This window comes from Cytophagales bacterium (assembly GCA_033344775.1).
Classification (GTDB): domain Bacteria; phylum Bacteroidota; class Bacteroidia; order Cytophagales; family Cyclobacteriaceae; genus JAWPMT01.
On record JAWPMT010000004.1, the window covers coordinates 1231773 to 1256479 of the forward strand.

Annotated in this window: 23 protein-coding genes; 6 read left to right on the forward strand and 17 right to left on the reverse strand. The window is 43.6% G+C overall.

Annotated elements, in window-relative coordinates; genetic code table 11:
* Positions 1-32: 32 nt before the first annotated feature.
* Positions 33-875 carry a TlpA disulfide reductase family protein gene (locus R8G66_13965; protein MDW3193475.1) on the forward strand — a complete coding sequence of 281 codons (843 nt, stop codon included), beginning with the start codon at positions 33-35 and terminating at the stop codon, positions 873-875.
* A 99-nt stretch (positions 876-974) separates the two neighbouring features.
* Here the strand turns inward: R8G66_13965 and R8G66_13970 are convergent, their stop codons facing one another.
* The 4 genes from R8G66_13970 to R8G66_13985 form a co-directional block, all read right to left on the reverse strand.
* On the reverse strand, positions 975-1523 hold the full coding sequence (locus R8G66_13970; protein ID MDW3193476.1) for a hypothetical protein: 549 nt from the start codon (positions 1521-1523) through the stop codon (positions 975-977).
* Entirely contained in the window at positions 1520-2899 is a 1380-nt protein-coding gene (locus R8G66_13975) for an erythromycin esterase family protein (protein ID MDW3193477.1), read from the reverse strand. The genes R8G66_13970 and R8G66_13975 overlap by 4 nt, the downstream gene beginning before the upstream one ends.
* Before the next feature lie 91 nt (positions 2900-2990).
* Positions 2991-3491: a hypothetical protein gene (locus R8G66_13980; protein ID MDW3193478.1), complete on the reverse strand. Its 501-nt coding sequence runs from the start codon at positions 3489-3491 to the stop codon at positions 2991-2993.
* Positions 3492-3497: 6 nt separating this feature from the next.
* A complete protein-coding gene (locus tag R8G66_13985) occupies positions 3498-3677 on the reverse strand; it encodes a hypothetical protein (GenBank protein MDW3193479.1) in 180 nt (59 codons plus the stop codon).
* A gap of 229 nt (positions 3678-3906) precedes the next feature.
* On the opposite strand from R8G66_13985, the gene R8G66_13990 reads away from it, so the two are divergent.
* Genes R8G66_13990 through R8G66_14000 form a run of 3 tightly spaced genes read left to right on the forward strand, consistent with a single transcriptional unit; the run spans position 3907 to position 5825 of the window.
* Positions 3907-4749: an alpha/beta hydrolase gene (locus tag R8G66_13990; GenBank protein MDW3193480.1), complete on the forward strand. Its 843-nt coding sequence runs from the start codon at positions 3907-3909 to the stop codon at positions 4747-4749.
* Complete coding sequence (locus R8G66_13995; GenBank protein ID MDW3193481.1) at positions 4739-5233, forward strand: RNA polymerase sigma factor; 495 nt, start codon at positions 4739-4741, stop codon at positions 5231-5233. Before R8G66_13990 ends, R8G66_13995 begins: the two co-directional genes overlap by 11 nt.
* Positions 5226-5825, forward strand: coding sequence for a hypothetical protein (locus R8G66_14000; GenBank protein ID MDW3193482.1), 600 nt, complete (start codon positions 5226-5228; stop codon positions 5823-5825). The genes R8G66_13995 and R8G66_14000 overlap by 8 nt, the downstream gene beginning before the upstream one ends.
* A gap of 36 nt (positions 5826-5861) precedes the next feature.
* Here the strand turns inward: R8G66_14000 and R8G66_14005 are convergent, their stop codons facing one another.
* Positions 5862-6551 carry a DUF6261 family protein gene (locus R8G66_14005; protein ID MDW3193483.1) on the reverse strand — a complete coding sequence of 230 codons (690 nt, stop codon included), beginning with the start codon at positions 6549-6551 and terminating at the stop codon, positions 5862-5864.
* 245 nt (positions 6552-6796) lie between these two features.
* Here R8G66_14005 and R8G66_14010 point away from each other — a divergent pair, with 245 nt between their 5' ends.
* The gene (locus R8G66_14010; GenBank protein ID MDW3193484.1) at positions 6797-9514 is read left to right on the forward strand and encodes an FtsX-like permease family protein; all 2718 of its coding nucleotides are present in this window, start codon (positions 6797-6799) and stop codon (positions 9512-9514) included.
* A 32-nt stretch (positions 9515-9546) separates the two neighbouring features.
* Here R8G66_14010 and R8G66_14015 read toward each other — a convergent pair whose 3' ends face one another.
* Both R8G66_14015 and R8G66_14020 read right to left on the reverse strand, forming a co-directional pair.
* Positions 9547-12165: an FtsX-like permease family protein gene (locus R8G66_14015; GenBank protein ID MDW3193485.1), complete on the reverse strand. Its 2619-nt coding sequence runs from the start codon at positions 12163-12165 to the stop codon at positions 9547-9549.
* A complete protein-coding gene (locus R8G66_14020; GenBank protein ID MDW3193486.1) occupies positions 12162-12491 on the reverse strand; it encodes a PadR family transcriptional regulator in 330 nt (109 codons plus the stop codon). Before R8G66_14020 ends, R8G66_14015 begins: the two co-directional genes overlap by 4 nt.
* A gap of 247 nt (positions 12492-12738) precedes the next feature.
* Here R8G66_14020 and R8G66_14025 point away from each other — a divergent pair, with 247 nt between their 5' ends.
* Entirely contained in the window at positions 12739-13236 is a 498-nt protein-coding gene (locus tag R8G66_14025; GenBank protein MDW3193487.1) for a CinA family protein, read from the forward strand.
* 447 nt (positions 13237-13683) lie between these two features.
* Here R8G66_14025 and nqrE read toward each other — a convergent pair whose 3' ends face one another.
* The 10 genes from nqrE to R8G66_14075 form a co-directional block, all read right to left on the reverse strand.
* Entirely contained in the window at positions 13684-14295 is a 612-nt protein-coding gene (gene nqrE, locus R8G66_14030; GenBank protein ID MDW3193488.1) for an NADH:ubiquinone reductase (Na(+)-transporting) subunit E, read from the reverse strand.
* 2 nt (positions 14296-14297) lie between these two features.
* Entirely contained in the window at positions 14298-14984 is a 687-nt protein-coding gene (locus R8G66_14035) for an NADH:ubiquinone reductase (Na(+)-transporting) subunit D (GenBank protein MDW3193489.1), read from the reverse strand.
* 10 nt (positions 14985-14994) lie between these two features.
* Positions 14995-15744 (reverse strand): NADH:ubiquinone reductase (Na(+)-transporting) subunit C, encoded by a 750-nt coding sequence (gene nqrC, locus R8G66_14040; protein ID MDW3193490.1) that lies wholly within the window; start codon positions 15742-15744, stop codon positions 14995-14997.
* The gene (locus tag R8G66_14045) at positions 15731-16927 is read right to left on the reverse strand and encodes an NADH:ubiquinone reductase (Na(+)-transporting) subunit B (GenBank protein MDW3193491.1); all 1197 of its coding nucleotides are present in this window, start codon (positions 16925-16927) and stop codon (positions 15731-15733) included. The genes nqrC and R8G66_14045 overlap by 14 nt, the downstream gene beginning before the upstream one ends.
* A gap of 2 nt (positions 16928-16929) precedes the next feature.
* Entirely contained in the window at positions 16930-18291 is a 1362-nt protein-coding gene (locus R8G66_14050) for a Na(+)-translocating NADH-quinone reductase subunit A (protein MDW3193492.1), read from the reverse strand.
* Positions 18292-18407: 116 nt separating this feature from the next.
* The gene (locus tag R8G66_14055; protein ID MDW3193493.1) at positions 18408-19304 is read right to left on the reverse strand and encodes a 4-hydroxy-3-methylbut-2-enyl diphosphate reductase; all 897 of its coding nucleotides are present in this window, start codon (positions 19302-19304) and stop codon (positions 18408-18410) included.
* Positions 19294-19974, reverse strand: coding sequence for a (d)CMP kinase (gene cmk / locus R8G66_14060; GenBank protein ID MDW3193494.1), 681 nt, complete (start codon positions 19972-19974; stop codon positions 19294-19296). Before cmk ends, R8G66_14055 begins: the two co-directional genes overlap by 11 nt.
* Before the next feature lie 160 nt (positions 19975-20134).
* Positions 20135-21007 carry an ACP S-malonyltransferase gene (gene fabD, locus R8G66_14065; GenBank protein ID MDW3193495.1) on the reverse strand — a complete coding sequence of 291 codons (873 nt, stop codon included), beginning with the start codon at positions 21005-21007 and terminating at the stop codon, positions 20135-20137.
* Between the two features lie 130 nt (positions 21008-21137).
* Positions 21138-21539 carry a thiol-disulfide oxidoreductase DCC family protein gene (locus R8G66_14070; protein ID MDW3193496.1) on the reverse strand — a complete coding sequence of 134 codons (402 nt, stop codon included), beginning with the start codon at positions 21537-21539 and terminating at the stop codon, positions 21138-21140.
* Positions 21539-24436 carry a gliding motility-associated C-terminal domain-containing protein gene (locus R8G66_14075; GenBank protein MDW3193497.1) on the reverse strand — a complete coding sequence of 966 codons (2898 nt, stop codon included), beginning with the start codon at positions 24434-24436 and terminating at the stop codon, positions 21539-21541. Before R8G66_14075 ends, R8G66_14070 begins: the two co-directional genes overlap by 1 nt.
* Between the last annotated feature and the right edge of the window lie 271 nt (positions 24437-24707).

The window sequence follows — 24707 nt, forward strand, 5'->3', positions numbered from 1 at the left end:
GTTTAGTAAGACGTAATCGACCAATACAACAAATGAAAACTTCCACCATCCTGCCATTATTCATCCTTTCACTTATACTCTTTGCCTGCAACGAACAAGAAAGCAATAAGCAAGTGCCAAAGTCTGAAGAAGTTGGCATGCAGGATCCAAAAGTCAATACGGAGGAAATTCAATCTGATTTTCGTAAATGGTGGACATATCATACAACGAATATTAAGCTGTCTTCCAATTTCATTGGAATAAACGAGGATTTGGATACCATTTCAAAACAACTTTTTCTGATAAAACTGGTCACCGAAAATTACATCCCTCTGAGAGTAGGATCTAATGAGGAAATTCAAACATACCAATTATTTAAGCTAGGAAACAAGGCCGATGATAGTATTAAATCTACCATTAAAAATGTGGCTCGTACAAGTCTCAAATACTTTGAAATGGAAGGTATGGCGTTTCCTGAATTTGAGTTCACGGACTTGAACGGGAATACCTATACCACTGCATCTACAAAAGGGAAATTCTTGGTCGTAAAAACATGGTTCATCAGGTGTAAAGCCTGCATTCTGGAATTCCCTGAATTAAATGAGTTCGTTGAAAATTATAAGGAAAGAGATGATATCTTATTCCTGAGTCTCGCAACGGACTCAGCTACCGAACTGGAGAAGTTTATAAGCAAAAGAGACTTTAACTATCAGGTTATTCCAGATCAAGAAGACCTAATTGAGCGAAAACTTGGGTTCTCGATTTATCCGATACACCTAGTCATAGACAAGACTGGCAAGGTTTCAAAAGTAGTAGACAAAGCTTCAACGCTTATATCATACATGGCAGATGAAATGGAGCTAGCAAACAATAACATCCCTACGGCACCATTGTAGAAACACCTGATGACCTTAGTCATTCAATTTGGTTTGAACTACATCCTGGGCTAAAAGCTACTTATTAAGGATTTATCTAAACAAGCTAAATGCCAGCCCCTATTCAGCAATGACCTCCATTTTATCAAAATAGACTGTACCGCTAGTCTCCTCTAATAGCAGTAGGTAAAAATCCATGTAGTCGATACCTTCGGGGATAGGATTAATCAAGCTAAGGCCGTATTCTTCCCAACCATCGGTGGCTCCCTTATCTCCTAATCCTGTAAACTCAACGATCGATTCGTCCTGAGATCGGGTCCCCATTGAAATGGTCCAGCCATCTCCATTGAGATCTTTGGTTTTGACCCGTACGCGTATCTTAATTGTCTTGTCTACGGGGAGGTCGTAAAGTCGTAAGGTCCAGTAGGCAAAAATTTGACCCTCCTCATTATCGCTTGCTATTTTCAGTGAACCTGTCCCATCAAATGAATCTTCCTGTGTCCATTCCACGTCGTAATTGGCTCCTCGATAAATGTAAAATTCGTCTGGTCTTGATTCAAAGGAATACCCTACATAAAGGCCCTCCGGCTCTGAATAATCACTAAGGTCTTCAGAACAACCGAATAAAATGAAGACGCAAATAATCGATAGTATGTTGAGCTTTTTCATCTTAGCGGTACAGCTGAGGTTGAAACTTCAAAATGGACAATTACATCATAGGCTTCTGCCAGATTATATCGACGATAATAAGAATTGGGGTTGGCCTCATCATACAAGGCGCCAATACTTAGCACATCTCGATCTTCACTGAAATATTCCTTCGCATGGATGGTTGAAGTTAAGTCAGCCATGACCAGGTAGAAATTTGCATCGGTCAATGCTTCAAATACTTCATTTACGGTATTACATCGAATTTCAGTGACTTCATTTTCTGTATTCAAACGCCAATCGCCATCCAATGCCTGAAACTTTCCTGTATTGAAGCTAAAACCGATATTCTTATAAGCCTCACCGACCGAAGCCTCCAGAAACTGTCCTTGTGTCGGGTAAGATTCATCCTTGGTCACATGTCCATTGTGAGCCCACAAGGCTACTTTTGTATCCTCCCCAAGGTATTCACGAATCCATTCACTATTCTCAGCCATGTAATCATCTCTGATCCGATCTGGCTCAGGTCGTGAATAATCCTCAAACTGTAATAAAACATCGAAAGCTTTTAACATTAAATCATACTCCGACTGAGATGAACTGGCAATCAATGACGCTGAATTCGCCTCAAAAATCGTCTGTGCAGCCCTAATTCCAGAACGGTAATTGTTACGCTGGGCATTGGTTAAGCTCTGATAATTACGTGCGGCAATGATATCTAGCACCTCCCTAATATTAGGCAGGATTTGCTGTACCAGCGCCGGTTGATTTTGAAGTAGATATCGTTCAATCCATTCGGGTTCTTCTACACCAGATTGCATGTCGAAACCATAAAAATATACCTTCTCGTCATCTGATTTGTCCAAATTATAGTCGCGCATCCACTCCACAAGCGCTTGAACTTCTTCTGTGTACCAGGTCCAGAATTGCATCCTGCCGATGGCATCTTTTGCAGTTCCATTTCCATTCACCACATAGTCATTGACGTACAAAGCACCACCCCAGGTAGCCTCAAAACCCATCGCCCGGAAACCATGGTTTTCTACCAGGTAACGAAAAAGTCGATCCTTCATTTCGAAATGCTCTTTGGTGCCATGGGTTGCTTCACCCAAACCAACTAAAGGAGTATCGCCGACAGCCTCCCCTATAGCTACCAAAGCATCCATAGATAAACCAGGGCTGGACCCTTCTAATGGATAAATTAACTGGTTTAACTCCTCCTCTACAAGTTGTGTATCCTCGAAAGTTCTTTCACAAAAGGAACCTTCTTCATAAACATGACGCCTATCAGCAGGAAGCTCTTCTTCTTTACAAGAGTTTAGAATAATAAGACCGAGAATGATGGAGAGGAATACGCATTTAGGAACGTACCTGTTCGGTGAGCACAATTGTTTCATAAGTTAGTTCTGCAGGTTTTCACTGTAAAGACAGTCAATAATGACAGTTCCCTTAAAACCGTTTCTAGAAAAAATGTGACTTGAAAAGTGACTATTTCTTCCTCACCCCCCTCACTACCAGCCAAAGAAACGGAATCCCAATCGCTAGGTAGAAGATTGCTTGATAGGTGAGCTCGGCTTGGGGCTGGGTGAATAGCACAACTCCAAAAATGAGAACGACGAGTAGATAAATACCAGCGACCAATCGCATTCCACCAGAAGCATAGACACTCCTATAGGGTATCTGATGGACCTCATCCCTATTAGCATTGTAGCATTCAATTGTCTGAAGAATTTGATCAACGTCTGCTGCGAACGTCTCCTGACCTTTGATCTCATGCAGATTGAAGCTCTGTTTCCCCTCTTCTAATCTGATCACCAGGCCGGAATTGCCTTCAACTGCCAGATCATAGGATTTGATCGTACCAAAGGGCACCTGAAGTTCCGTAAAACTCAACAACATTTTGGGCTTGTCCAGCTTAATGACCAGGTGGTCCTTTGTTAAACTTATGGACGCTTCTCCCCTGCTGATACCAAGTAATGCTGGTAGCAAGACCAATTACTGACCGAACACCACGATGGAGATCACAGTCAGTTCTGCCGACTCACCCAAATCTCTTTTACCCAAATAATCTACCATTACCAACATCACGATCGTAAAAACAACCATGAATAAGGCCACTGCTTTGACATTGCCTTTCTTCTGAGATACGATGAATCTATATTGGGCGGCTTCCATAAGTGAATTAACATTTTTTTTCTGACTCCTGTAACAGCTGAGGCCTTTATGGATCAAAGGTGAAATATTAATCAAAAGCTATATGTCCTTGACTTAAGAATTCGTCATTGCGAAGGATGAAGCAATCTAATCTCCTTAAACCTGCTCGAAATACCAACATAGATTACTTCACTAGCTCGTAATGACGGTCCTTTTCCCCTAAGTCAAGAACATTCAAAACTGATCAATTATGAAAAAGACATGCTTAATCATCATCGGAATCTTACTCGCAGTAGTTGGATTCAGTCAAAACGCCATTCAGGTTGAAAAGCAGGGACAAGGCGATGCCATTCTGTTCCTACCAGGATTCACCACTCCGGGATCAGTCTGGAATGAAACCATCGCGAACCTGAATCATTCCTATGAAACCCACGTCGTGTCCTACGCAGGATTCAATGGCATGGAACCCATTGGCACACCCTGGTACAGTCCTATCAAAGATCAATTGCTCAAATATATCAACGAGACTGAATTGACTAACCTTACGGTCATTGGACACAGCATGGGTGGGAATCTTGCCGTGGAACTCGCTGCAGCACTAGACAAGCAAGTGACTGGCCTGATTATCGTCGATGCTTTACCTTGTATGCGTGAACTGATGATGCCCGGGGTTCCGGCCAACGCTTTACAATATGATAGCCCTTATAACAATCGCATGCTGGCGATGAATAAAGATGAATTCAGTCAGGTTGCCATCGGCATGGCGAGCAACATGACCAATGATCAAGGTAGAATGGAAGAAATGGCTAGCTGGTCTATCAACTCCGACCGTGAAACGTATGTGTATGGATACACCGATCTGCTAAAGCTGGACCTGCGTCCTTCATTGCCGGAAATCACAACCCATACGCTGATCCTTGGAGCTACTTTCCCGAGTAAAGAAATCACTCAAAAGACCTTTGAAACCCAATATGAAAAGCTGGAAAATAAAACCATCAATCTGGCCGACAACAGCAAACATTTCATCATGTTTGATCAGCCGGAATGGTTTTACGAGCAAATCAATGGATACCTGTTAGCGAATGTCCAATAATCGCAAAAGATTCGAATCCCTTCACACGGAATACCATGCCATGGTCCATCAGATGTGTAGGGGATTCATGAAAGGACAGGAGGATCTGGCACAAGACCTAACACAGGAAACATTCATCAACATCTGGAGGTCCCTCGACAAATTTCGGGGTGCCTCCAGTTATAAAACATGGATCTATCGCATTACCGTAAATACCTGCCTCAAATTCATTCGCAGTGATCAGGCCAGGCATCAAACTTCCCTAAGTGACTACCAAACTCTTTCGGATGAGGAACCAACACATAAGACTCAAGATAAGCCTTACCAGGAGCTTTATCAGGCCATTGGTCAATTGAGTAAAGTAGATCGCCTGATCATCATGATGGTGCTCGATGAATTGGAATATCCGGAGATCGCTGAAGTGATGGGCATGAGTGAAGGGAACCTCAGGGTGAAGATCCACCGCATTAAAAAGAACTTAAAAAAATTATTACATCATGACTGACATTTTAGACGAATATAAAGGCCAATGGAAGGAAGCCAGGCAGAAAGAATCGACTCCTTCAAAAAGTGCCAAAAACCTGATTACACTATCCCAACAGCAGTTGAGAAGTACGGTGATCATGCAACTCAAGAACATGATCATTCTGGCCATTACTTTGATCGGCCTTTCCGTCTATTTCTTCTATGCCTACCACTTCCAACTGACCACAAGCCATCTCGGGATCACTTTAATGGTTGGTGGCCTGGCTATCAGAATTCTCATTGAAATATACAGTATTGTTCGAGCCAATCGCATTGAAATCAGCCATTCGGCGAAAGCATACAATAGTGGTTTCCTGAGTTATTATTCCTACAGAAAGCACATTCACGGACCAGTAACGATCAGCATCCTGATCGGATATACCGTCGGTTTCTATTTTTTGATCCCGGAATTTGTCCAGTATATGACCCGTGGAATGGTGATTTTGATCGGTCTCTCCTATTTACCCGCTGCAGCCATTTTTGGCTTCTCCATTCGGAAAGGCATACGAGATGAAATGAAGGTATTGAATGGTTTGTTGGCATTGCAAACCGAAATTGAAGAACAGCAATAGGATTAACCTAACTACTGTTTATGGACAGGTGGCGAACTAACCTCGCTGCCTGTCCCTTGCCTGGGTCACCATGTCCTGGATCAGTTCATTGATGTTCTCGACCAATTCACTTACCCCACCTAAGTGATCCTCTTCCAACAATTCCACATGGTTCAGGAACAGGGTGATCTGCTTTGATAATTCTCCTTTACCAACTACTATTTGAGGCGTTTCCTGATCGGAATTCTCATCCAGTTTTTCATGATAGATCTGATTGAAACGATCATTGGCTTCCATCATCTCCTCTTGCAAATCGGCAATGCCCGTCACCATGATCTCCCCCTGGCATTGTTCCAGATCCGTCATGAGCGTACGCATGGCTTCACTCTGGGCAATGTACCCCAGGTTGTAAAGGCTAAACCCTTGTTTTCTTACAATCTCCACCAAAGTCTCTCCGGCCTTCTTAATCGTTAATTCGGAACGATAAGACGCAGAAAGTGCTCCGTATTTAAAGGCCTGGAAAGCATCATCCCGTTCAAGGTCCGCTTGTTGTACCCGTGAAGCATGAACACTCGAAAGACTCTCATTCAATGCTTCGGTGAGGTAGTTGGCTGCGTCAGTTGTCTTCGCAATCCGATTCGTAAGTATCTCTTTATGTTCAGACTTAGCTACACAATGGATCAGCCGCTCTGCCATCGTTACTAATTCTTCTGGAGTGAGCGCCGAATGTGAGAACTGTTTTAACATAGGGGATTTAAGATTGGTTGGTATTTATAGCAAAAACGAAACTAGCGTAAAGCTGACAATTTTCAATTTCAAACGATTCATTCTTCGATGAATTAATGTAGGTCATCGGCAAATGACAAGCACTTACGTAACAGCTTTAAGAGGAATTTGGAATTCTTGTGATTATTTATAATTTTGTATAACATACATTGTATAACAAATAGAATACGACTGGGAATACATGTTTTGAACAACTAAATACTGATATGAATCTAAAACAACCACATCAGCCTCCGTTTTTAGCACATTGGTTATTAAACAAATTTTTAAGTAAGTACCTGCTCGAAGAAATAGAAGGCGATTTACAAGAAGTATATCAGGATAGGATTGCCAGTAAAGGACGACTCTATGCCTCACTCATGTATTGGATAGACATGCTACACCTTTCAGTTGGCTTCATGGGAAAAGAAGTAAGGCCTATGAATAACTGGTCAATGTTTAAGCATTACTTCGTGATCTCTTGCCGCAACCTCTCAAAGGATAAAGGATATTCCCTCGTCAATATTTCCAGTCTGGCAGTGGGCATGGGCATCTGTTTGGCCCTGGCTCAGTATATTTTCTCTGAATTCAATCACGACCCTAGCCTGCGTGACCATCCACACATTTATAGACTTACATTGGAAAGAAGCCTGGAAGGTTCGCTGGAAGACAGAGATTTGTTAACTGCTCATTCACTTGGCACGATTGCTAGCGAAGAAATTCAAGGAATTGCCTCATTTACCCGGTTATATGTCCCCGATGAAGGTGCTTTTGTTTCTCGCTATGATCAAAGGCCAATCAGCATGGACCCAAGCGAGATTTACTATGTAGACCGGAATTTCCTTGATTTCTTTCACCTGAAGCTACAATTGGGGGATCCCAGTCATGCACTGGACGATCTATTCAATGTGGTGATCTCTGAACGAATTTCGAAAAGGCATTTCGGAAATAGCAACCCAATCGGGCAAACGCTTAGCATTGGTGGTGGTGCCTCACATGGTGACTATCTGGTCACCGGAGTAATTGCAGATCAACCAGAAAACAGCCATTTACAATTTGACTTTCTATTTCCCATCAAGAATTTCATAACATACGGTTGGATGGGAGCTGTCAAGCGCAATCCGCATATCCCCTGGTTTGTGAATTACTTTGAACTATCTCCTCACGCAGACAAAACGATCATTCAACAGCGAATCGATGAGATCATTCATCGGCACAAACCCGAATGGAATCCTGAATTGATGCTCACGGAAAGCTCGTCACTACAACCAATATCAGACATTCATCTTGATAATAATCGCTATGCCAATGGCGACTATGTAACTAACAAAGGGAATCCTTCAGACCTGAACAGCTACTTGATCATTGCCGCAATCATTTTGGTCATTGCGTGGTTCAATTATATCAATCTCTCAACCGCTCAATCCATGAAACGAGCCGGAGAAGTTGGGATAAGAAAATCAATGGGTGCCAATAGAGCCGAATTGGTGTTTCAATTTCTTTCCGAAGCGGTTACCATCAACTTGCTGGCAGCTATTTGTGGACTAGGGATAAGCTTCCTCGCGCTGGAAATTCTCGGAGATCTACTTGGGAAAGAACTATCCTTCACGCTGTTCTCTAAATTCGAATTCTGGCTCATAACAAGCCTTTCCCTGTTGGGCGGTGCACTGATTTCTGGTATTTACCCTGCATTTATTATGTCCGGACATCAACCCATTAGCATGTTATCGGGCAAAACGAATCTGATTTCTCCTAAATACAACTTACGTCAGGTGCTGGTTACCTTCCAATTCCTGATCTCCATTCTGTTGATCGCAGGGACCTTCCTGATCTATAAACAAATTGATTACATGCAAAATGAGGACCTGGGCATGGACATAGATCAGGTATTGGTTGTTCATGGCCCCAAACATATTGAAGTCTTGGACGGAGGGCCTCAACTGACTGACTATGAAGGATTACAGGCTTTTAAAAAGTACAACCGAAAAATGTACAAGATCTTTCGGGATGAAGTACAGAAAATACCGGCTGTCGGTTCAATAACAGGCTCCTGGTATGTACCCGGCGATCCTAATTTTGATCTTCAGGATGACATCCGACGATGGGGATCACCAGAAAGTGAAAACCAAACCGTAAGACTCGTACAAACAGGACTTGACTTCATAAAGACCTATAATCTGAAGTTGATTGCCGGAAAAGAATTCACACCAGATCTATTTGACAGTCGGGCAATTATACTCAATGAAAAGGCGGTCCAGGCTTTTGGATTTGATTCTCCCGAAGAAGCCGTTGGCGATCAATTGTACTTCAGGAAACCACTCAAAATTGTGGGAGTAGTCAAAGACTTTCATTGGCATTCGCTTAAAGAAGATCATTTCCCTTGGATCATTTGGCTAACAGGTTCCACACCCGGATACCTTTCGATGAAATTAAATGCACTCAACCTGGAAAAGACCATTCCGCAAATTCAAGAGATCTATGATCAATTATATCCTGGAAATCCATTTGAATACTTCTTTATGGATGTTCAATTCAATCAGCAGTATCAGTCGGAACTTCAATTCAGGAATCTGTTTCTGTCCTTAACGGTCTTGGCGATCCTCATCGCTTGTATCGGCCTGTTTGCCATGATCTCATACGCGGTGACCCTAAAAGTGAAAGAAATAGGCATTCGAAAAGTGTTGGGAGCTTCCTTGACACAACTTATGATCTTACTGTCAAAAGAATACTTCCGATTATTGGCACTTGCCATTATCCTCGCACTTCCATTGATTTCATTTATTGGAGATAAATGGCTGGAAAACTATGCCTTCAGGACGAACCCCGGTCCTGATCTCTACATCATTCCCGGATGTATCCTGATTTTGATTGCTATACTCACGGTAAGTCACCGGACCCTTGTCGCTGCTCAAGCTAACCCAGTTGATTCTTTGAGGGCAGAATAATATAAACTTCAAAACCCCGTAAAAGCAGAGTGCTACTCACTCCTGAGGCTATCAACCGGATTGGACATGGCTGATTTTGCCACTTTGCCGAATATGATGGCAAAGGCGATGACCGTGGATAATATCGTGGCAGCAGCAAAAACCCAAAGGTCTAACTCAATACTGTAAGCATAGCCTGCTAACCAATCTTGCATGGCAAAGAAGCTTAATGGCAAAGCCAAAATGGCAGCAACGATCAATAGCATGGCAAAATCTCTGGATATCAACCTGACCAGTTGGGAGAATGAGGCCCCTAGTACTTTTCGTATACCAAGTTCTTTTACTCTACTTTGTAAGGTAAAGGTCACTAAACCAAATAGTCCAAGGCACGATATAAAAATTGCAAGGCCAGAAAAGAAGGGTACTAGCGCCGCTACAAGCTGTTCCGATTGGTATTCTTCTTCGTAGACTCCTTTTACAAACGAATAATCGAACGCATGACCAGGGTTCAATTCCGCGTGTAGCTTTTCTAGTCTTTGCAAAGTAGAATTCACCTGATCTGAGTTCAATTGAATAGTGATCGTACCAAAATTGAGTCCTTCTTTTACATCCAGTACCATAGGCTGAATGAAACTATGCAGTGAATTGAAATGGAAATCTTTGAACACCCCAATAACTTTACCTTCCTTACCAAAAATGGTGGCATCCTTGTTCAGCACATTGCCACCCATGGCTCTGGCAGCGGTCTCATTGATCAGGAAATTATTGATATCCGCAGGCCTGGAACGGTCAAAATCCCTACCTTCCACAAGTTCGATCCCCATGGTTTCTACAAAATCAAACCCTACTGATGAAGGTGTAAAGACGACATTATCGCTCTCCTCCTTTCCCTCCCAATTAAAAAACTGCCCACTGAAACCCATTTTATGTGGGGTCTGACTACTGCGATCAATTTTCAAGACGCCCGGCACCTTCACCGCTTCTTCGCGGAAAGTCCGGTAGTCCGATTTTAAAGCACCTTCAATGGGAACGTAAATCAAGTGTTCCCGGTCAAATCCCAGGCTTTTATTCAGCAGGTAATCCAATTGATTGTTGAACACTAACGTAGCGACCGTGAGAAATAAAGACAAACTGAACTGAAAAACGACCAACCCCTTCCTTAGTCCTCCCAATCCCGAGCTTTTTGTACTCGAGCGGTCAACTAGCGCCACAAACCTGAATCTGGACAACACTAAGGCCGGGTACGCACCAGCCAATAGTCCCGAACATAATACCACTCCGACAAGGAGCAGGATAAAATTCCAATCACCCAACGGAAACCTTAATGACGTTTGGCTAATTTCGGCCATTAAAGGAAGCGCCAACGCAGCGAGCAATACACCTATAAATGAACTGACAATAGAAGTAAGCATTGCCTCCAAGAGAAATTGATGCATCAGGTTACTTCTACTGGCTCCCACAACTTTCCGTAAACTGACTTCCTTGGCTCGTTCTCGAGCCTGAGCAGTCATCAAGTTCACAAAATTGATGATGGCAATCATCAGGATGAATGTCGCTAACCCAAGAAAAAACCGTACAGATTTGATCTTTCCTGCTGCTGGTTGTCCATTTTCAAAATTCCCGTAGAGGTATTGTTCGCTGAATAACTGAAGTCCTAACTCACCTCGCTCGTTCTCTTCAAAACTGATATAGCCCTTTAAAAAATCCTGGATTTTATCTTTTGCAGCAACTGGATCTGCACCGGTCTTCAATTTGAGGTACGTCTGGGTTCCAAAATGTCTCCAGGATGGCTTGAACTCATCCATATCCACCCAGGCATCCCAATTAGTCAGGTAATCAAATTGCAAGGAAGAATCGTCTCCCACGTCTTCAAATACCAGGGTAACGTTCAGGTTTCGCTCATTTTTATAACGTATGGATTGATTGATGGCAGCTTCCGCGCTACCAAAAAAAATCTCAGCCATCCTTCGGGAAATAGCAATGGCCTCCGGCTTTAATAGTGCATTCTCTTTATTACCTTGAAGAATCTTAAAACTGAAAATATTGAAGAACTGCGGACTTGCACGTGATCCTTTCATCTTCAAAATAATGTCGCCTTTTTGGAAAGTCTCGGCCGTCACACCCTGTAGGCTTAGTCTAAAACTCTTTGCAAAGCCAGTTGCATATTCAATTTCCGGAATTGCTGTTTTTAATTCAGCAGGCAGCTTCGCCGGTGTATTTATGGATGTTTGAATTCCTCCTGGGTAAATCACCCGACTATAGACTCCATATATCCGATCATTCGCTTCATGGAACCGATCCTTATTCAGTTCTCCATAACTCCACAAATAGATGAGTAAGCTACTGGCAAACGCCAGACTAAGTCCAACGATATTTACTAAGCTATTACCTCTTCCATTAATGAGACCTCTCCAGGCGATTCGAAAATGATGATTGATCATAAGGCTTGTGGTTTTTTGTTTTAGGAACAATGATTTTAGGGCATAAAGCCGGAGAAATTTAATAGCATGCCACACATAGAGTCTACGAGCCTTAGTTTCTCCGTATTTGCTAATCCACAGGTCATAAAACTCATATAAGTCTCCTAGTATCTCCTCGTGAAAAGCTTGTTTGCACAATAGCTTTATCGTCTGCGCAATCCACTTGGGCGGTGAGTTGTGGGAATTATTCATACTGGCAGGGCATTTGGTGGAATTTGCTTCCAGATAAGTTCTCGCTCTTCGCGGAGTTTTCGCAACACCTTACTGCCGGATACTGTGATCTTAAAATAACGTTTACGGCGCCCACCCCTTTCCGCAGTTGCTCCACCAAAGAAAGAAGTCACATAACCCTTCTCCCCGAGCCGGTGAAGCGTGGCGTGAACCGCACTTACACTAATGTCCCTGTCTAGCTGCCCTTTGATCTCCTGTGTGATCGAAACCCCATAAGCTTCCTCCTGCAGCAGCACGATCATTAACAGCACAATTTCTTCCAGTTCACCGATGTAAGTCTTTCGCATACCTATTATTTCAAATTCTGTAGAACAAATTCTTTGCCAAAGCTAAGAATCATAAGCTGAATCATTTAAAAGCACATTTCACCTAATTCACAATGAAATTACCGTTCGAATATGTTCAGCCAATTAAAGGAACCGGACACCCTATTACATCATTCCATGCGTTCTTTTCAATTTCGAAAATATCAAGCAACACATTTGGAAAGCTGCTGTAGCAAGCTATAAATTGAATGAAGGAAACACGCCCATCATGACCAGATTTGCGGAACTGAAAGATTTACTGATTGGAAATAAACTGACCATTGCTGTGGCGGAAAGCCTGACATGTGGATTGGTACAGGCCAAATTAGGTGAGATATCAGGGGCTTCAGGGTTTCTGGAAGGCGGAATCACCACTTATAACCTCGAGCAAAAGGTGAAATTTCTGTGTGTCGATGAATTCCATGCACAGAGTGTCAATTGTGTTTCTAAGAAAGTGGCAATAGAAATGGCCACCCATGTCTCCAGAATTTTTGGATCCAACATTGGCATAGGCACCACTGGATACGCAGAACCCTACCCAGAAGAAGAAGTGACCATACCCTATTGTTTCTACGCTCTTTACCTTCACCTTAAACCCTCTGAATCACCAACGGTGATTGCCAACAAAATCCAGATAGGAGGTCTTGACCGAAACCTCACCCGCCACTACTTCGCCGATACGGTGTTGAGTAGATTGATTTTGGAGTTGAGGGAACGGGTGAGGTGAGTCAGACTTCATGATCAATCATCGCTATCCTTTGTTATGAGGCTCTCTACAATTCTATCTAGACAAATAGAAACATGAAATAATACGTATGGAGCGGTTTTAAAATCAACAAAAGTGTTTTTTCGATATACTACATTGAACTGGTAATTGATACTCACCTATACCATTCCTGTTGGGATTCAAATACCACGATTCCGAGCGACGAGAGTATGAATCTCCTCATTTTATTGATCAGACCTTTCAGATTGGTGGACATTCTCAATATGATCACCGTCCCTTCAAGAAAACATGGCGATGATTTTGAAAAACATGGCGGTCTTTTTCTGAGGGTCCAGTGACCTCACTGAATAAGACCTAATAGGTCGAAGAGTTAAGAGATCTATTACAGACCACAAAAAAAGCCCCACATTGCTGCGGGGCTTTCTCATTTCTTAATCTGTAAGTTGCTTACAGGGCAATTCCGATAAAGGATTTGAAGGCCAATCCCATCAATCCAGTGATGAGCATGGTCAAGCCAAGTCCTCTAAGTCCTTTAGGTACATTTGAGTACTTCAAGCGCTCACGAATGGCTGCCAATGCTACGATTGCCATCATGAAACCTGTTCCGGAACCGAATCCGTATGCTGTCGCTTCCACGATGGTGTAGTCTCTCTGTACCATGAAAAGGGATGATCCCAAAATGGCGCAGTTCACAGCGATCAGAGGAAGGAAGATACCCAGTGATCCGTAAAGTGCAGGAGATGCTTTCTCGATGATCATTTCTACCAGCTGTACCATCGCTGCGATTACCGCAATGAAAATGATGAACTGTAAGAAGGTAAGATCTACATCAGCAAAACTGGCTCCTAACCACGATAGCGCACCTTCTTTCAATACAGACTCCTGAAGAAGCCAGTTCAAAGGCACAGTGATGGTCAATACGAATACTACGGCAGCTCCAAGACCAATGGCCGTCTTCACTTTCTTAGATACCGCAAGGAATGAACACATGCCTAAGAAATAGGCAAAGATCATGTTATCGATAAAGATGCCTCGAAGGGCAATGTTAAATGCTTCCATAATTAATGATCTTCTACGTATCCGGTTTTAGTTCTTTGAATCCATATGATAATTCCCAGGATCATGAAGGCTCCAATTGAATCTACCATCAAGCCATTAGTCTGCAAGGTTATTCCCAATGCATTTCCGATAGGCTCGTATATTTTCACGTCCAGGATACTTCCTGAGCCAAACAACTCTCTGAAGAAGGCTACTGCCAGGATGATCCATGCATAACCAAATCCACTACCCAATCCATCGAGTACACTATCATAGGGCTTGTTGGCCATGGCGAAAGCTTCCAGCCGTCCCATCACGATACAGTTTGTAATGATCAGTCCTACGTAAGCGCCCAGGATTTTGTACATGTCATAAGCGTATGCTTTCAACACCTCACTTACCAGGGTTACCAGGGTTGCGATGATAGCCAGCTGTACGATAATCCGTACCCGATTCGGGATCAGATTACGAATGGAAGACACGATCAGGTTAGAGAATACGATTACAAAAACCACAGCAATAGACATCACAATGGTAGGTTGCAATTTCACGGTAACGGCCAGGGCCGAACAGATCCCCAATACCTGTACAGTGATCGGGTTATCTTCATTAAGCGGGTCCGTTACGAACTTCTTTCTTCGCTTGGACAATAAAGGCTCAGCAGGCTCTTTGACTACTTCCTTTTCTAATTCTAAAGTATCCGTGCTCATCTCCCTCTGATTAGTTTGTTGCTAATTTCTGACCTGACTTTACTTTCTCAATGAAAGGTGTGTAACAACCGAGGTAGTGCTCCAACATTTTGTTGACGCCCTTGGCTGTCATCGTAGCTCCGGAAAGGCCATCTACTTCATAATCCGTTAGACCGGCATTCCCTTCACCTTTTACCATGGTAACAGAGACCAGCTCACTACCATCGAAAATCTTCTTGCTCTTGAATCGATCTCGTACTACCTGATCGGTGATTCTTGCACCAAGTCCTGGCGTCTCTTGTTTGTGGTCAAAGGCCACACCCACGATCGTATTTAAGTCGTTCTCCAAAGCGATATAACCGGAGATCCAATCCCACAGTCCCGCACCAAACATAGGGAAGATGTAGGACTCAACCTGACCATTGTTTCCTTTGAACATGAATACCGGGTATTGACGTTCGGTAGGATCCGCTTTGTAAAATTTCTGAATGTTTACTTTCTCAGCAACCAAAGGACCTTTTGCATCTTCTTTGATCTCATTGCCCTGATGGTCTACCACGATGGAGCTGATTCGCTCACTGTACAATTTCTCAACGGCTGCCGGATCATCAATGATGTCCGAGATATCCATTACCGCACCCAAAATCTTCTTTTGGGTATCCAGTTTCACTTGCTGGTCCTGCTTGTCTTTGAGTAAAACACTGGTACCAGAAAGTAACGTTGCCAAAATCACGGTCAATATGCCCGTGAAAATGATGATGTAAGCGTTAGACTGTTGCACGTTGTAATCTTCTTTTCTTGTTTGCCTCTACTACAAAGTAATCGATCAATGGCGCAAATACATTCATGAACAAGATCGCCAGCATGATCCCTTCCGGATATGCAGGATTCACCACTCTGATCAATACTGTAATTACTCCAATTAAAAACCCGTAGATCCATTTCCCTAGCTCAGTATGAGCAGCAGATACCGGATCTGTCGCCATGAAGACTGCACCGAAAGCCAAACCTCCGATCACCAGGTGGTGATGTGCAGGCATCATCATGAATGAGTTATCTCCGCCAACTGCGTTGAACAAAAGGCCCATGGCCCATGCTCCACCGAAAACAGAAACAATAATTTTCCAGCTTCCAACACCTGTTCCGATCAAGATCGCTGCGCCTAGCAGACACACGAGTGTAGAAGTCTCTCCAATACTACCTGGGATTGCTCCGATGAACATGTTCATAAAATCAAACATGCCTGCAGACCAGTGTCCCGCAACTGCGGTAACCATATCTGTACCATTTGCAGCAGCTTCTGCTCCATAAGCCAATACAGTCGCTCCTGAGAAGCCATCAACAGCTTGCGCATCGCCCAAATAGGTCCACACATCACCTGAGATCTGAGATGGGTAGGCGAAATAGAGGAATGCTCTTGCTAGTAGGGCTACATTTAAAATGTTCATCCCTGTTCCTCCGAATACCTCTTTTCCGATGATTACAGCGAATACAGTCGCCAAAGCAACCTGCCACAATGGAATCGATGCTGGCATCACCAAAGGAATCAACATCCCGGTGACCAGATATCCTTCTTCAATGGGGTGATTACGAATAACACAGAAAGTAAATTCTACTGATAGTCCTACTCCGTAACTCACAACGAGTATAGGGATCACTTTCAATGCGCCAATCAAAAACTTGTCAATAATTGTAGCGTCTGCTACACCTGTTGCCAGGAAATGCTGATGTCCAACATTCCACATTCCGAAGATCAGGCAAGGCATCAATGCCAGTACCACGGTGATCATCATTCTTTTCAAATCACCTGCATCCCGTACCTGAACCCCTGTTTTCTTGGTTACCAAATCAGGTCTGAAGAAAATGGTGCGGTGGCCTTCGTAAAGGGTGTAGTATTTTTCCCACTTCCCTCCTTTTTCAAAGTGCGGCTTTACACTATCAAATGCGTTCTGTAGAAATTTCATGATCAGCTATTTCTAATTAATTCTATCCCTTCTCTTAAGATGTGCTGCAAGTCATTCTTCGATACATCGATGAATTCGCAAAGAGCTATATCTTCTTCCAACAACTCAAATATGCCTAAGGCCTCGATTTCGTCGTAATCATTGGCCAGAATCGCCTTAAATAAATAGGTAGGTAATACGTCCATTGGCATGACCTTCTCAAATGCTCCGGTCATCACGAAACCTCTTTCCTCCCCGTGTGTATTTGTATCCACTGTGAATTCTTTCTTGTTCAGGAAAGAAAGCAAACCAATCGATTTGTGGAAACTTAATTTTTTGGTCGTAGGCTTCAACCAACCAAGGAACTCCTCTTCATCACCTTCAGGGATCACCGTGATTTGCGTATGCTGAAATCCAAGATATCCCTCTTCACCTACAGACTCTCCTGTGAATACATTGCCAGAAATGAATCGGTTATGATCTCCTTCAACATTATCGGCAACCAGTTTGCCTACTAATGCGCCAGAATATGTCTTCACATATCCGGTATTCTTCACTGAAGAACCTGTAACGGCAACCAGCTTAGAAGTATCATATTTTCCTTCCAGGAAGAATTTACCGATTTGAACCACACCGTGAGGCGTACAAGTCCAGGCAATGTCTCCTTTGTTGATCGGATCCAGGTGATGGATCTGAACACCAACATTACCCGCCGGGTGAGGTCCGCTAAACTTATTGATTTCTACACCTGAAACAGCAGAGTAAATACGAAGTACTTCGCCGCTTCCATCCACATTCAGGTGTACTTTACCATCAGTTAGTTTTTTCAACACATCAAGTCCCGCCTGAAAGCTCTGCTCTTCACCAGCTAGTGCGTAATCAAGATCAGGAGCTAAAGGATGCGTATCAAATCCTGAAATAAAGATCGCCTTTGGGCTATCAGCAGGATTAGCGATGGTACCAAAAGGCCGTTGGGTCAGGTTTACCCAGGCACCGCCTTTGCTCAATTTATCTACCGCTTCTTCTCGGGACAGAGAAGCAATATCAGAAATAGAGTGCTTGGCGTATGCCTCGAATTCTACTTCCTTATCGGCCAGAATTTTAATTTCGAGTAACTTTCTCTTTGCCCCTCTTTTCACCTCAACTACCTCTCCGCTTACAGGAGCCGAGAAAACAACAGATTCCATGACCGCATCATACATGATGGGCGTACCTGCTTTTACATTGTCTCCCTCTTTAATAAGAAGCTTAGGTCGGGTAATACCGTGAAAATCGGTGGGTTTAAGTGCGAAAGTCTCCGGTTGATCAATATTGTGGGTCGTATTTGTAGCCTTCCCTGCCAAATTGATGTCAAAACCTTTCTTCAGTTTGATGGTCTGCGACATGTTCTACTATTGGTGTCTTTTCAAAAACCGATGCAAAACTACATTAACAATGCCTTGAAATAAAATGTTTGATGGAAATCATGAAAACTGGTTGCAACACCCTGCAAACGGGCCTTTCAGAGCATTTCTGAAGGCTCCATTTGGGCTTCAATATGAGCGGCTACCTGCTCCATTAGCCAACGAGGCGTGGATGTAGCTCCACAGATGCCAATAGAGTCGTTTTCCCTCAACCAATTCATGTTCAGGTCTTTCTCACTTTCGATGAAATAAGATCGCTCGTTGAACTGCTTGCATACGCCGTATAGCGCTTTTCCGTTGGAACTCTTTTTCCCAGCCACAAATAATACCACATCGTGTTTTTGAGAAAACTTCTGCATTTGTGGTTCCCGGTTGGATACCTGTCGGCAAATGCTATCATTGGCCTTGAAGTCCCCATCGAATAATTCCCCTTTGGTGTTTTTGATGCGCTCTTCAATCTGTGCCTTCAGGTTATAGAAACCTTTGGTACTTTTTGTCGTCTGACTGAACAAAATAATAGGTCGGTCAAAGTCGATTTGTTCCAGGTCTTTCTCCTCGAATACGATAATCGCTTCATTTGCTGTCTGACCTGTGAGGCCAATCACTTCTGCGTGCCCCGGCTTACCATATATAACAATTTGCCCTTTTCTATTGACCACTTCATCATAAGCGTGCTTGACACGATTCTGAAGTTTCAATACGACCGGACAACTGGCGTCAATGAGTTCCAGGTTGTTTTCAAGCGCGATTTTATAAGTTTCAGGTGGTTCCCCATGGGCTCGGATCAACACCTTGGCATCTTTGATTTCGGTCAACTCCTCCCGATCAATCACCCGCAACCCCTTTTGATGCAACCGCTCCACTTCCATGCGATTGTGCACGATATCTCCAAGACAATACAGGCCATGGCCCTCGGCCATCTCATCTTCCGCCATCTGAATGGCAAACTCTACCCCAAAACAATAACCTGAATTCTGATCAATCTCAATCTCCATAAATTTTTTCCTCCGCCATTGTTAATACCCTATTGATCTGCTCTTCGAAAGTAAGGAAAGAAGTGTCTAATTCGATGGCATCTTTTGCCTTCGTCAACGGACTGACTTCTCTCTTTGAGTCTAACTTATCACGTTCATTAAAGTTCCTTATTATCTCATCTAAAGTAGCGTTTATTCCTTTACCTTCCAATTCTCTCTTTCTTCGCTCCGCCCGGACGTTAAGGTCCGCAGTTAAAAAAAGCTTCAGCTCGGCATCCGGAAACACGACAGTGCCAATATCCCTACCATCCATTACAATGCCACCAGCTTTCCCTAACTCCTGCTGCTGACGGACCAATCTGGTGCGAACTTCAGGGATCGCACTCACTTCACTTACCCGGTTATTTACGTCCATGGTTCTTAAAAAAGGCTCCAAATCCTGATTGCCATTGTGCAGATGTGCTATTCCTTCTTCGTTGGTCTCAAAATGTAAGTCCAGTTGATCTAGCACTTGTGACACCCCCGCATGATCCGACGGATCAATTCCAGCATCTGTCAGTAAATACGTTACTCCTCGATACATCGCTCCCGAATCTATGTAGAGATAGTTCAGGGCTTTGGCCAATTCACGTGCCGTGGAACTCTTCCCACAACCCGAAAATCCATCGATAGCAACAGCAATCTTATTCACTAGCAATCTTTTACCGGACAAGGAATTGGCTTACCTCGTTTGATTTTGCCTTTGTACTGACGGGAAGGGTTTCTTTTGCAGCTCTGCATAGTAGGTGCTACTACCAGCACTGAAAGGAAAAACATTCCCAGGAAAAACGGTCTTTTTAAATGTTTCATGATTAAAAGCTTGATACGGTCATGCCCCGGTCAATTTTCTTCACGAGACCCTGAAGTACTTTTCCGGGACCTGACTCAATAAATTCAGTCGCGCCATCATTGATCATTTGCTGTACACTCTGCGTCCATTTGACTGGCGCAGTGAGTTGTTTGATCAAATTGGCTTTAATCTCAACGATATCCGTATGTCCGATCGTATCAACGTTCTGATAAACCGGGCAGGTAGGCACAGAAAAACTGGTCGCTTCTATCGCTGAAGCCAATTCTTCCCTGGCAGGTTCCATCAAAGGCGAATGAAAAGCACCACCTACAGGCAATAGCATCGCTCGTTTTGCTCCGGCAGCTTTCAATTTTTCACAAGCTTCTTCGACAGCCGGTACCGCCCCGGAAATCACCAATTGTCCCGGACAGTTATAATTCGCCGGAACAACGATTCCCTCCACTTCAGCACAAATTTGCTCCACTACATCATCAGCCAATGCTAATACGGCAGCCATCGTAGAAGGCTCCAATTCACACGCTTTTTGCATGGCCATGGCTCTTTGAGACACAAGCTTCAGACCATCTTCGAAAGGCAAGGCACCTGCAGCAACTAAGGCAGAGAATTCTCCTAAAGAGTGTCCGGCAACCATTTCAGGTTCGAATCCTTCTTTGACCATCGCATTGATAACACTGTGTAGAAAAACAGCAGGTTGCGTCACTTTGGTCTGCATCAATTCTTCCTTGGTTCCTTCAAACATCACCTGAGTAATGTTGAAACCTAGGATCTCATTTGCCTGATCAAAGTGTTTTTTAGCAGCTTCACTGCTTTCATACAATTCCTTTCCCATTCCTGGTGATTGCGCCCCTTGACCCGGAAATACAAATGCTTTCATATTGATCTTGTTCTTAATCGCCTTTCAAAGCGAATCATAAAATTTTGCGCAAAATTAGGCAACGAAAAATTAGTAGGTCTCTGATCACCGATTTTTCGCTAGCGGATCGTAACGAGCCGTCTTACGGAAATTACAAAAATCGATGCGATAACTCGGGAGTGGGAATGCGACAAGCATCTTCTTTGCCAAACCAACGGTAGCGGTTTTTGGCGATGAAATCGTAGATCAGATCGCGGAGAAAAGGAGGAATAATGATGAAAGCATACAGCATTGGCCAGCCACCGGAAAGCTTTCGAGCCACACGTAAAGCAGCCGTACTTTTTCTATAAAAGCGATCCCCTTCAATCAACACAATGGAATTCAATTGGCTCGGATCGTCTCCTATTTTTTGCACTTGATCCTGTCCAAAATCAGATTGTAGAGACGCAAACTTGAAATGCTGCTGTGTGTCACGATCAATCACAAAGTTGACCGACGAATTGCAGAGGTTACAAACTCCATCAAACAAAATGACTTGTTCCTTATCAGCCATCACCTAAGAATTTGAACCCATCCATTCAATGTGATCTGATCTTCACTGGCAGCAAGCACATCATATTGCACTTCTGCAGAATAGAAATATACCCCAGCAGGCAGATCACTGCCATCATTAGATTTTCCATTCCAATTGATCAAAATACCGGTCTCGGCATCTTCGGAACTATCGTAATCAAAAATGGTCTTACCATTTCGATCAAAAACCATAAACACCACCTGCTCGATGAATCTCGGACAATCATTGTTATCAAATCCACTGATTGGAGATGAGGGATTGCTAAAGAAAGGTGTAAACAGGTCGTTTTTCCCATCATTGTTCGGCGTGAACACATTGGGTAATGTAAAATTCGGACAATTGTCGACACATATCTCTTCAGTCAATTCACTCTCGTTTCCTGAACGATCCAGCGCAGAAATGCGATAGCATCCCTTGAAAGAACTCAGGTTGTCATGGGTAAAGAATTGATCCACGACATTGGCTACTACAGCATAATCTTCTTCTAGTCCCGTAGGCGAAAAATAGATATTGTAACTTTCAATATCATCGTCACACCCTTCGGCCGGATCAGCCTCCCAGGCCAGGTTGTTCTCGAAACTGTTTCGTGTACAGGAAGCCCCCAATAATCGGGACTCACAATCTACATTGTCATTTAAGCGCACCGATATTGGCTCACATGGAGGAATGATATCACTGGGCTGTGCACAAAGAATTTGAGATCTGTTGATCAAAGGTTCCGGGATGAGCGGGCTGTTGTCGTATGCTCCGAAGGTCGTTACGAAATAACAATATTCCGTGTCTTCATCCAGTGCAACTCCATTAAAAGAGCCATCATCTAAATAAGTAAAGCCTCCACCTGCTACACGAACTGAATCGATTAGCACAATCTCTGTGGCGTCCGAAAGCACGTTGTTTCTATAAATGTAGTGATAAGGATAATCCTGAATATTGTTGCTCCATGGGACATTCGCCGACCAATCCATTTCAATGGAATTGACACTCGGAGAAAGTTCCAAACGAACGGAAGAAGCAATAGCTGAAGAATCCACAAAAGTCCCACCACCATCAAACAAGGCCACGCGATAGCTATAGCCACGAATCAACGTATTGATGCCTGAATCAGCAAAAGACGTGTCGGTCAGATTGCTGGCTATTAATTCTGGCGTTCCTGTCAAGCCTAATCCAGGAGCTCTGAACAGATCATATCGATAAGGTGGTGGAAATTGCCCATCGTTGATCTCATAAGGAGGCGTCCATCGTACAATGATCTCTCCATCTTCTCCGGTCCGATTCACATCCACATTGGTCATGACCGGACTGTCGGCTTCCAGCGTTAAACAAATCTCTTCAGAAGCGTAACTCGTACCACCTTCAGGCAATGGAAATTTTGCCACCAGGCGATAGCAGTATTTCGCCCCAGGAGCAAGGCCTCTACCTCTATCATCATCCAGATAACTGGTATTAAATGCAGGTATTTCTTCTATGAGCTGATATCCTGAGTTTTCAGGAATACCCACCAAACAATCATCGGCGACGAATCCAAAGTCTCCCACCCTACGCCAAACCTGAATGGTCTGTGCATTGGGACAGGAATAACTGTCCCAATCAAGCTGGATAGACCTTCCAGAACCTGCAACTGCTCCCAGTCCCGTTGGTGCCGGACCGACTACCGTGATTTCCCATGAGCCAAATTCAACCAGTGATGGTCCTACTTTCTCACCAAATTGATTGACAGGATCATCAGTCACTTTGAATTGTACGGTGTAAGGTGCGTCTCTTACGTGCCCACAAACCGTACTCCATGAGAAATCCAATTCTGCAGGTGGGGTCTGAAACAATGGCGGATCAGGAATGACCGATGCAGGAGAAAGCACTTCAAACGGACCACCAAAAGCTTCCAGACGAACTTGATGGCCATCAGGATCGGTGCCGAAGATGGTTTCTTCCACCAATTCTCCCGCCTCAACGCATATCGGATCAGGAACTTCTAATTCAGGTCGCTCATTATCGCCATCGGTAATGATGATTTGCATATCCCTGGTCACGAAGCCCAGCCGGACCGGTGTTCCGAGAATATTTCGCCATTCCTCTACGACAAAAGCAATGTTGTATTCTGCACAATTCGTTGCTCCTTCCGGGCAATCGCTTCCCGAGAGATTCAAAAAGTCTCCCGGCGCATCCCAGGTGAGTGTACCGGTTATTTCATCTATGGTAAATGTAGCTTCGTCACCTCCCTCACTCGCAATAGCCCAGGCTGGTTCGTTGTAAAAAGAAGGATCCGCTGGGAAACGGTAATCAGTTACGATCACGTCTCTCGCTTGCTTAGGTCGAACCAATCTGAATACAAGGCTATCCCCATCTTCGTCAAAGGCCCCGGGATTGTGTACAAATCGTACGCCGGTCAAACCATCATCAATTGGCGGAACAGTAAGCACAGGCGTATTATTGATACCGATCAAAGGATCGATTACAATCTGAGTCTCGACGTAAAAGGCCGTATTTACGGAATTGGCCATGTTGGCAATCCCGGCATTTCTAAAATCTTCCTGATAGCTTACAGTATAAGCTGAAGGTGCCTGATAAGTATGTATGACTCGAAATTCGGCACGAACAATGTTCGGAGCAATCTGTATCTCTGTGATCCGGAAATCCGCTTCACTAAAATTGCCATCTCCAAAATCAAAAATTCCATTACCAAATTGTATTCCAGACTCGGTATCCCTATATCCGATAAATGTAAACTCAAAGGTCAATGCCAGGTTATCGATCCTTCGGGCAATGATCTCCCCCGCCCGAATGTGGGTGGCCCTTAGCTCCGTCACGAATGCCGTGCATAATAATAAGGCAAGTAGGCTGGCGATTCTCTTTTTAATACGGATTTTGATAAAATTCATCTATTAATGATTCTACTCTCACATTTACGTTTACCCTACTTCACTGGTGCGAAATCAGTAACTTAATAGGATTAACAACAAAGTGCCTCTGATGTATTAATGCAATTTGGCGAATTAAGTTCGATAACTGCAAAATTATATCCATCGAAACCAGTACATAATCAATATTGTTATTCGATATCAATTTTCCTGTTTTACCCTTTAGTTCCCTGAAGGGACAGGTCGAAAATCAATTGAACACCCTTTAGGGGGTGGGGCAAATACAATTGAT

Excerpts from the sequence above, each read along its gene's own strand:
- R8G66_14050 (MDW3193492.1), bottom strand. The coding sequence starts at position 18,291 with ATGTCGCAGACCATCAAACTGAAGAAAGGTTTTGACATCAATTTGGCA.
- R8G66_13975 (MDW3193477.1), bottom strand. The coding sequence starts at position 2,899 with ATGAAACAATTGTGCTCACCGAACAGGTACGTTCCTAAATGCGTATTC.
- R8G66_14055 (MDW3193493.1), bottom strand. The coding sequence starts at position 19,304 with ATGGAGATTGAGATTGATCAGAATTCAGGTTATTGTTTTGGGGTAGAG.
- nqrE (MDW3193488.1), bottom strand. The coding sequence starts at position 14,295 with ATGGAAGCATTTAACATTGCCCTTCGAGGCATCTTTATCGATAACATG.
- R8G66_14020 (MDW3193486.1), bottom strand. The coding sequence starts at position 12,491 with ATGCGAAAGACTTACATCGGTGAACTGGAAGAAATTGTGCTGTTAATG.
- R8G66_14025 (MDW3193487.1), top strand. The coding sequence starts at position 12,739 with ATGACCAGATTTGCGGAACTGAAAGATTTACTGATTGGAAATAAACTG.
- R8G66_14005 (MDW3193483.1), bottom strand. The coding sequence starts at position 6,551 with ATGTTAAAACAGTTCTCACATTCGGCGCTCACTCCAGAAGAATTAGTA.
- R8G66_13995 (MDW3193481.1), top strand. The coding sequence starts at position 4,739 with ATGTCCAATAATCGCAAAAGATTCGAATCCCTTCACACGGAATACCAT.
- R8G66_14000 (MDW3193482.1), top strand. The coding sequence starts at position 5,226 with ATGACTGACATTTTAGACGAATATAAAGGCCAATGGAAGGAAGCCAGG.
- R8G66_13970 (MDW3193476.1), bottom strand. The coding sequence starts at position 1,523 with ATGAAAAAGCTCAACATACTATCGATTATTTGCGTCTTCATTTTATTC.
- R8G66_14015 (MDW3193485.1), bottom strand. The coding sequence starts at position 12,165 with ATGAATAATTCCCACAACTCACCGCCCAAGTGGATTGCGCAGACGATA.
- R8G66_14075 (MDW3193497.1), bottom strand. The coding sequence starts at position 24,436 with ATGAATTTTATCAAAATCCGTATTAAAAAGAGAATCGCCAGCCTACTT.
- R8G66_13990 (MDW3193480.1), top strand. The coding sequence starts at position 3,907 with ATGAAAAAGACATGCTTAATCATCATCGGAATCTTACTCGCAGTAGTT.
- R8G66_14045 (MDW3193491.1), bottom strand. The coding sequence starts at position 16,927 with ATGAAATTTCTACAGAACGCATTTGATAGTGTAAAGCCGCACTTTGAA.
- R8G66_14010 (MDW3193484.1), top strand. The coding sequence starts at position 6,797 with ATGAATCTAAAACAACCACATCAGCCTCCGTTTTTAGCACATTGGTTA.
- R8G66_13965 (MDW3193475.1), top strand. The coding sequence starts at position 33 with ATGAAAACTTCCACCATCCTGCCATTATTCATCCTTTCACTTATACTC.
- R8G66_13985 (MDW3193479.1), bottom strand. The coding sequence starts at position 3,677 with ATGGAAGCCGCCCAATATAGATTCATCGTATCTCAGAAGAAAGGCAAT.
- R8G66_14035 (MDW3193489.1), bottom strand. The coding sequence starts at position 14,984 with ATGAGCACGGATACTTTAGAATTAGAAAAGGAAGTAGTCAAAGAGCCT.
- fabD (MDW3193495.1), bottom strand. The coding sequence starts at position 21,007 with ATGAAAGCATTTGTATTTCCGGGTCAAGGGGCGCAATCACCAGGAATG.
- R8G66_14070 (MDW3193496.1), bottom strand. The coding sequence starts at position 21,539 with ATGGCTGATAAGGAACAAGTCATTTTGTTTGATGGAGTTTGTAACCTC.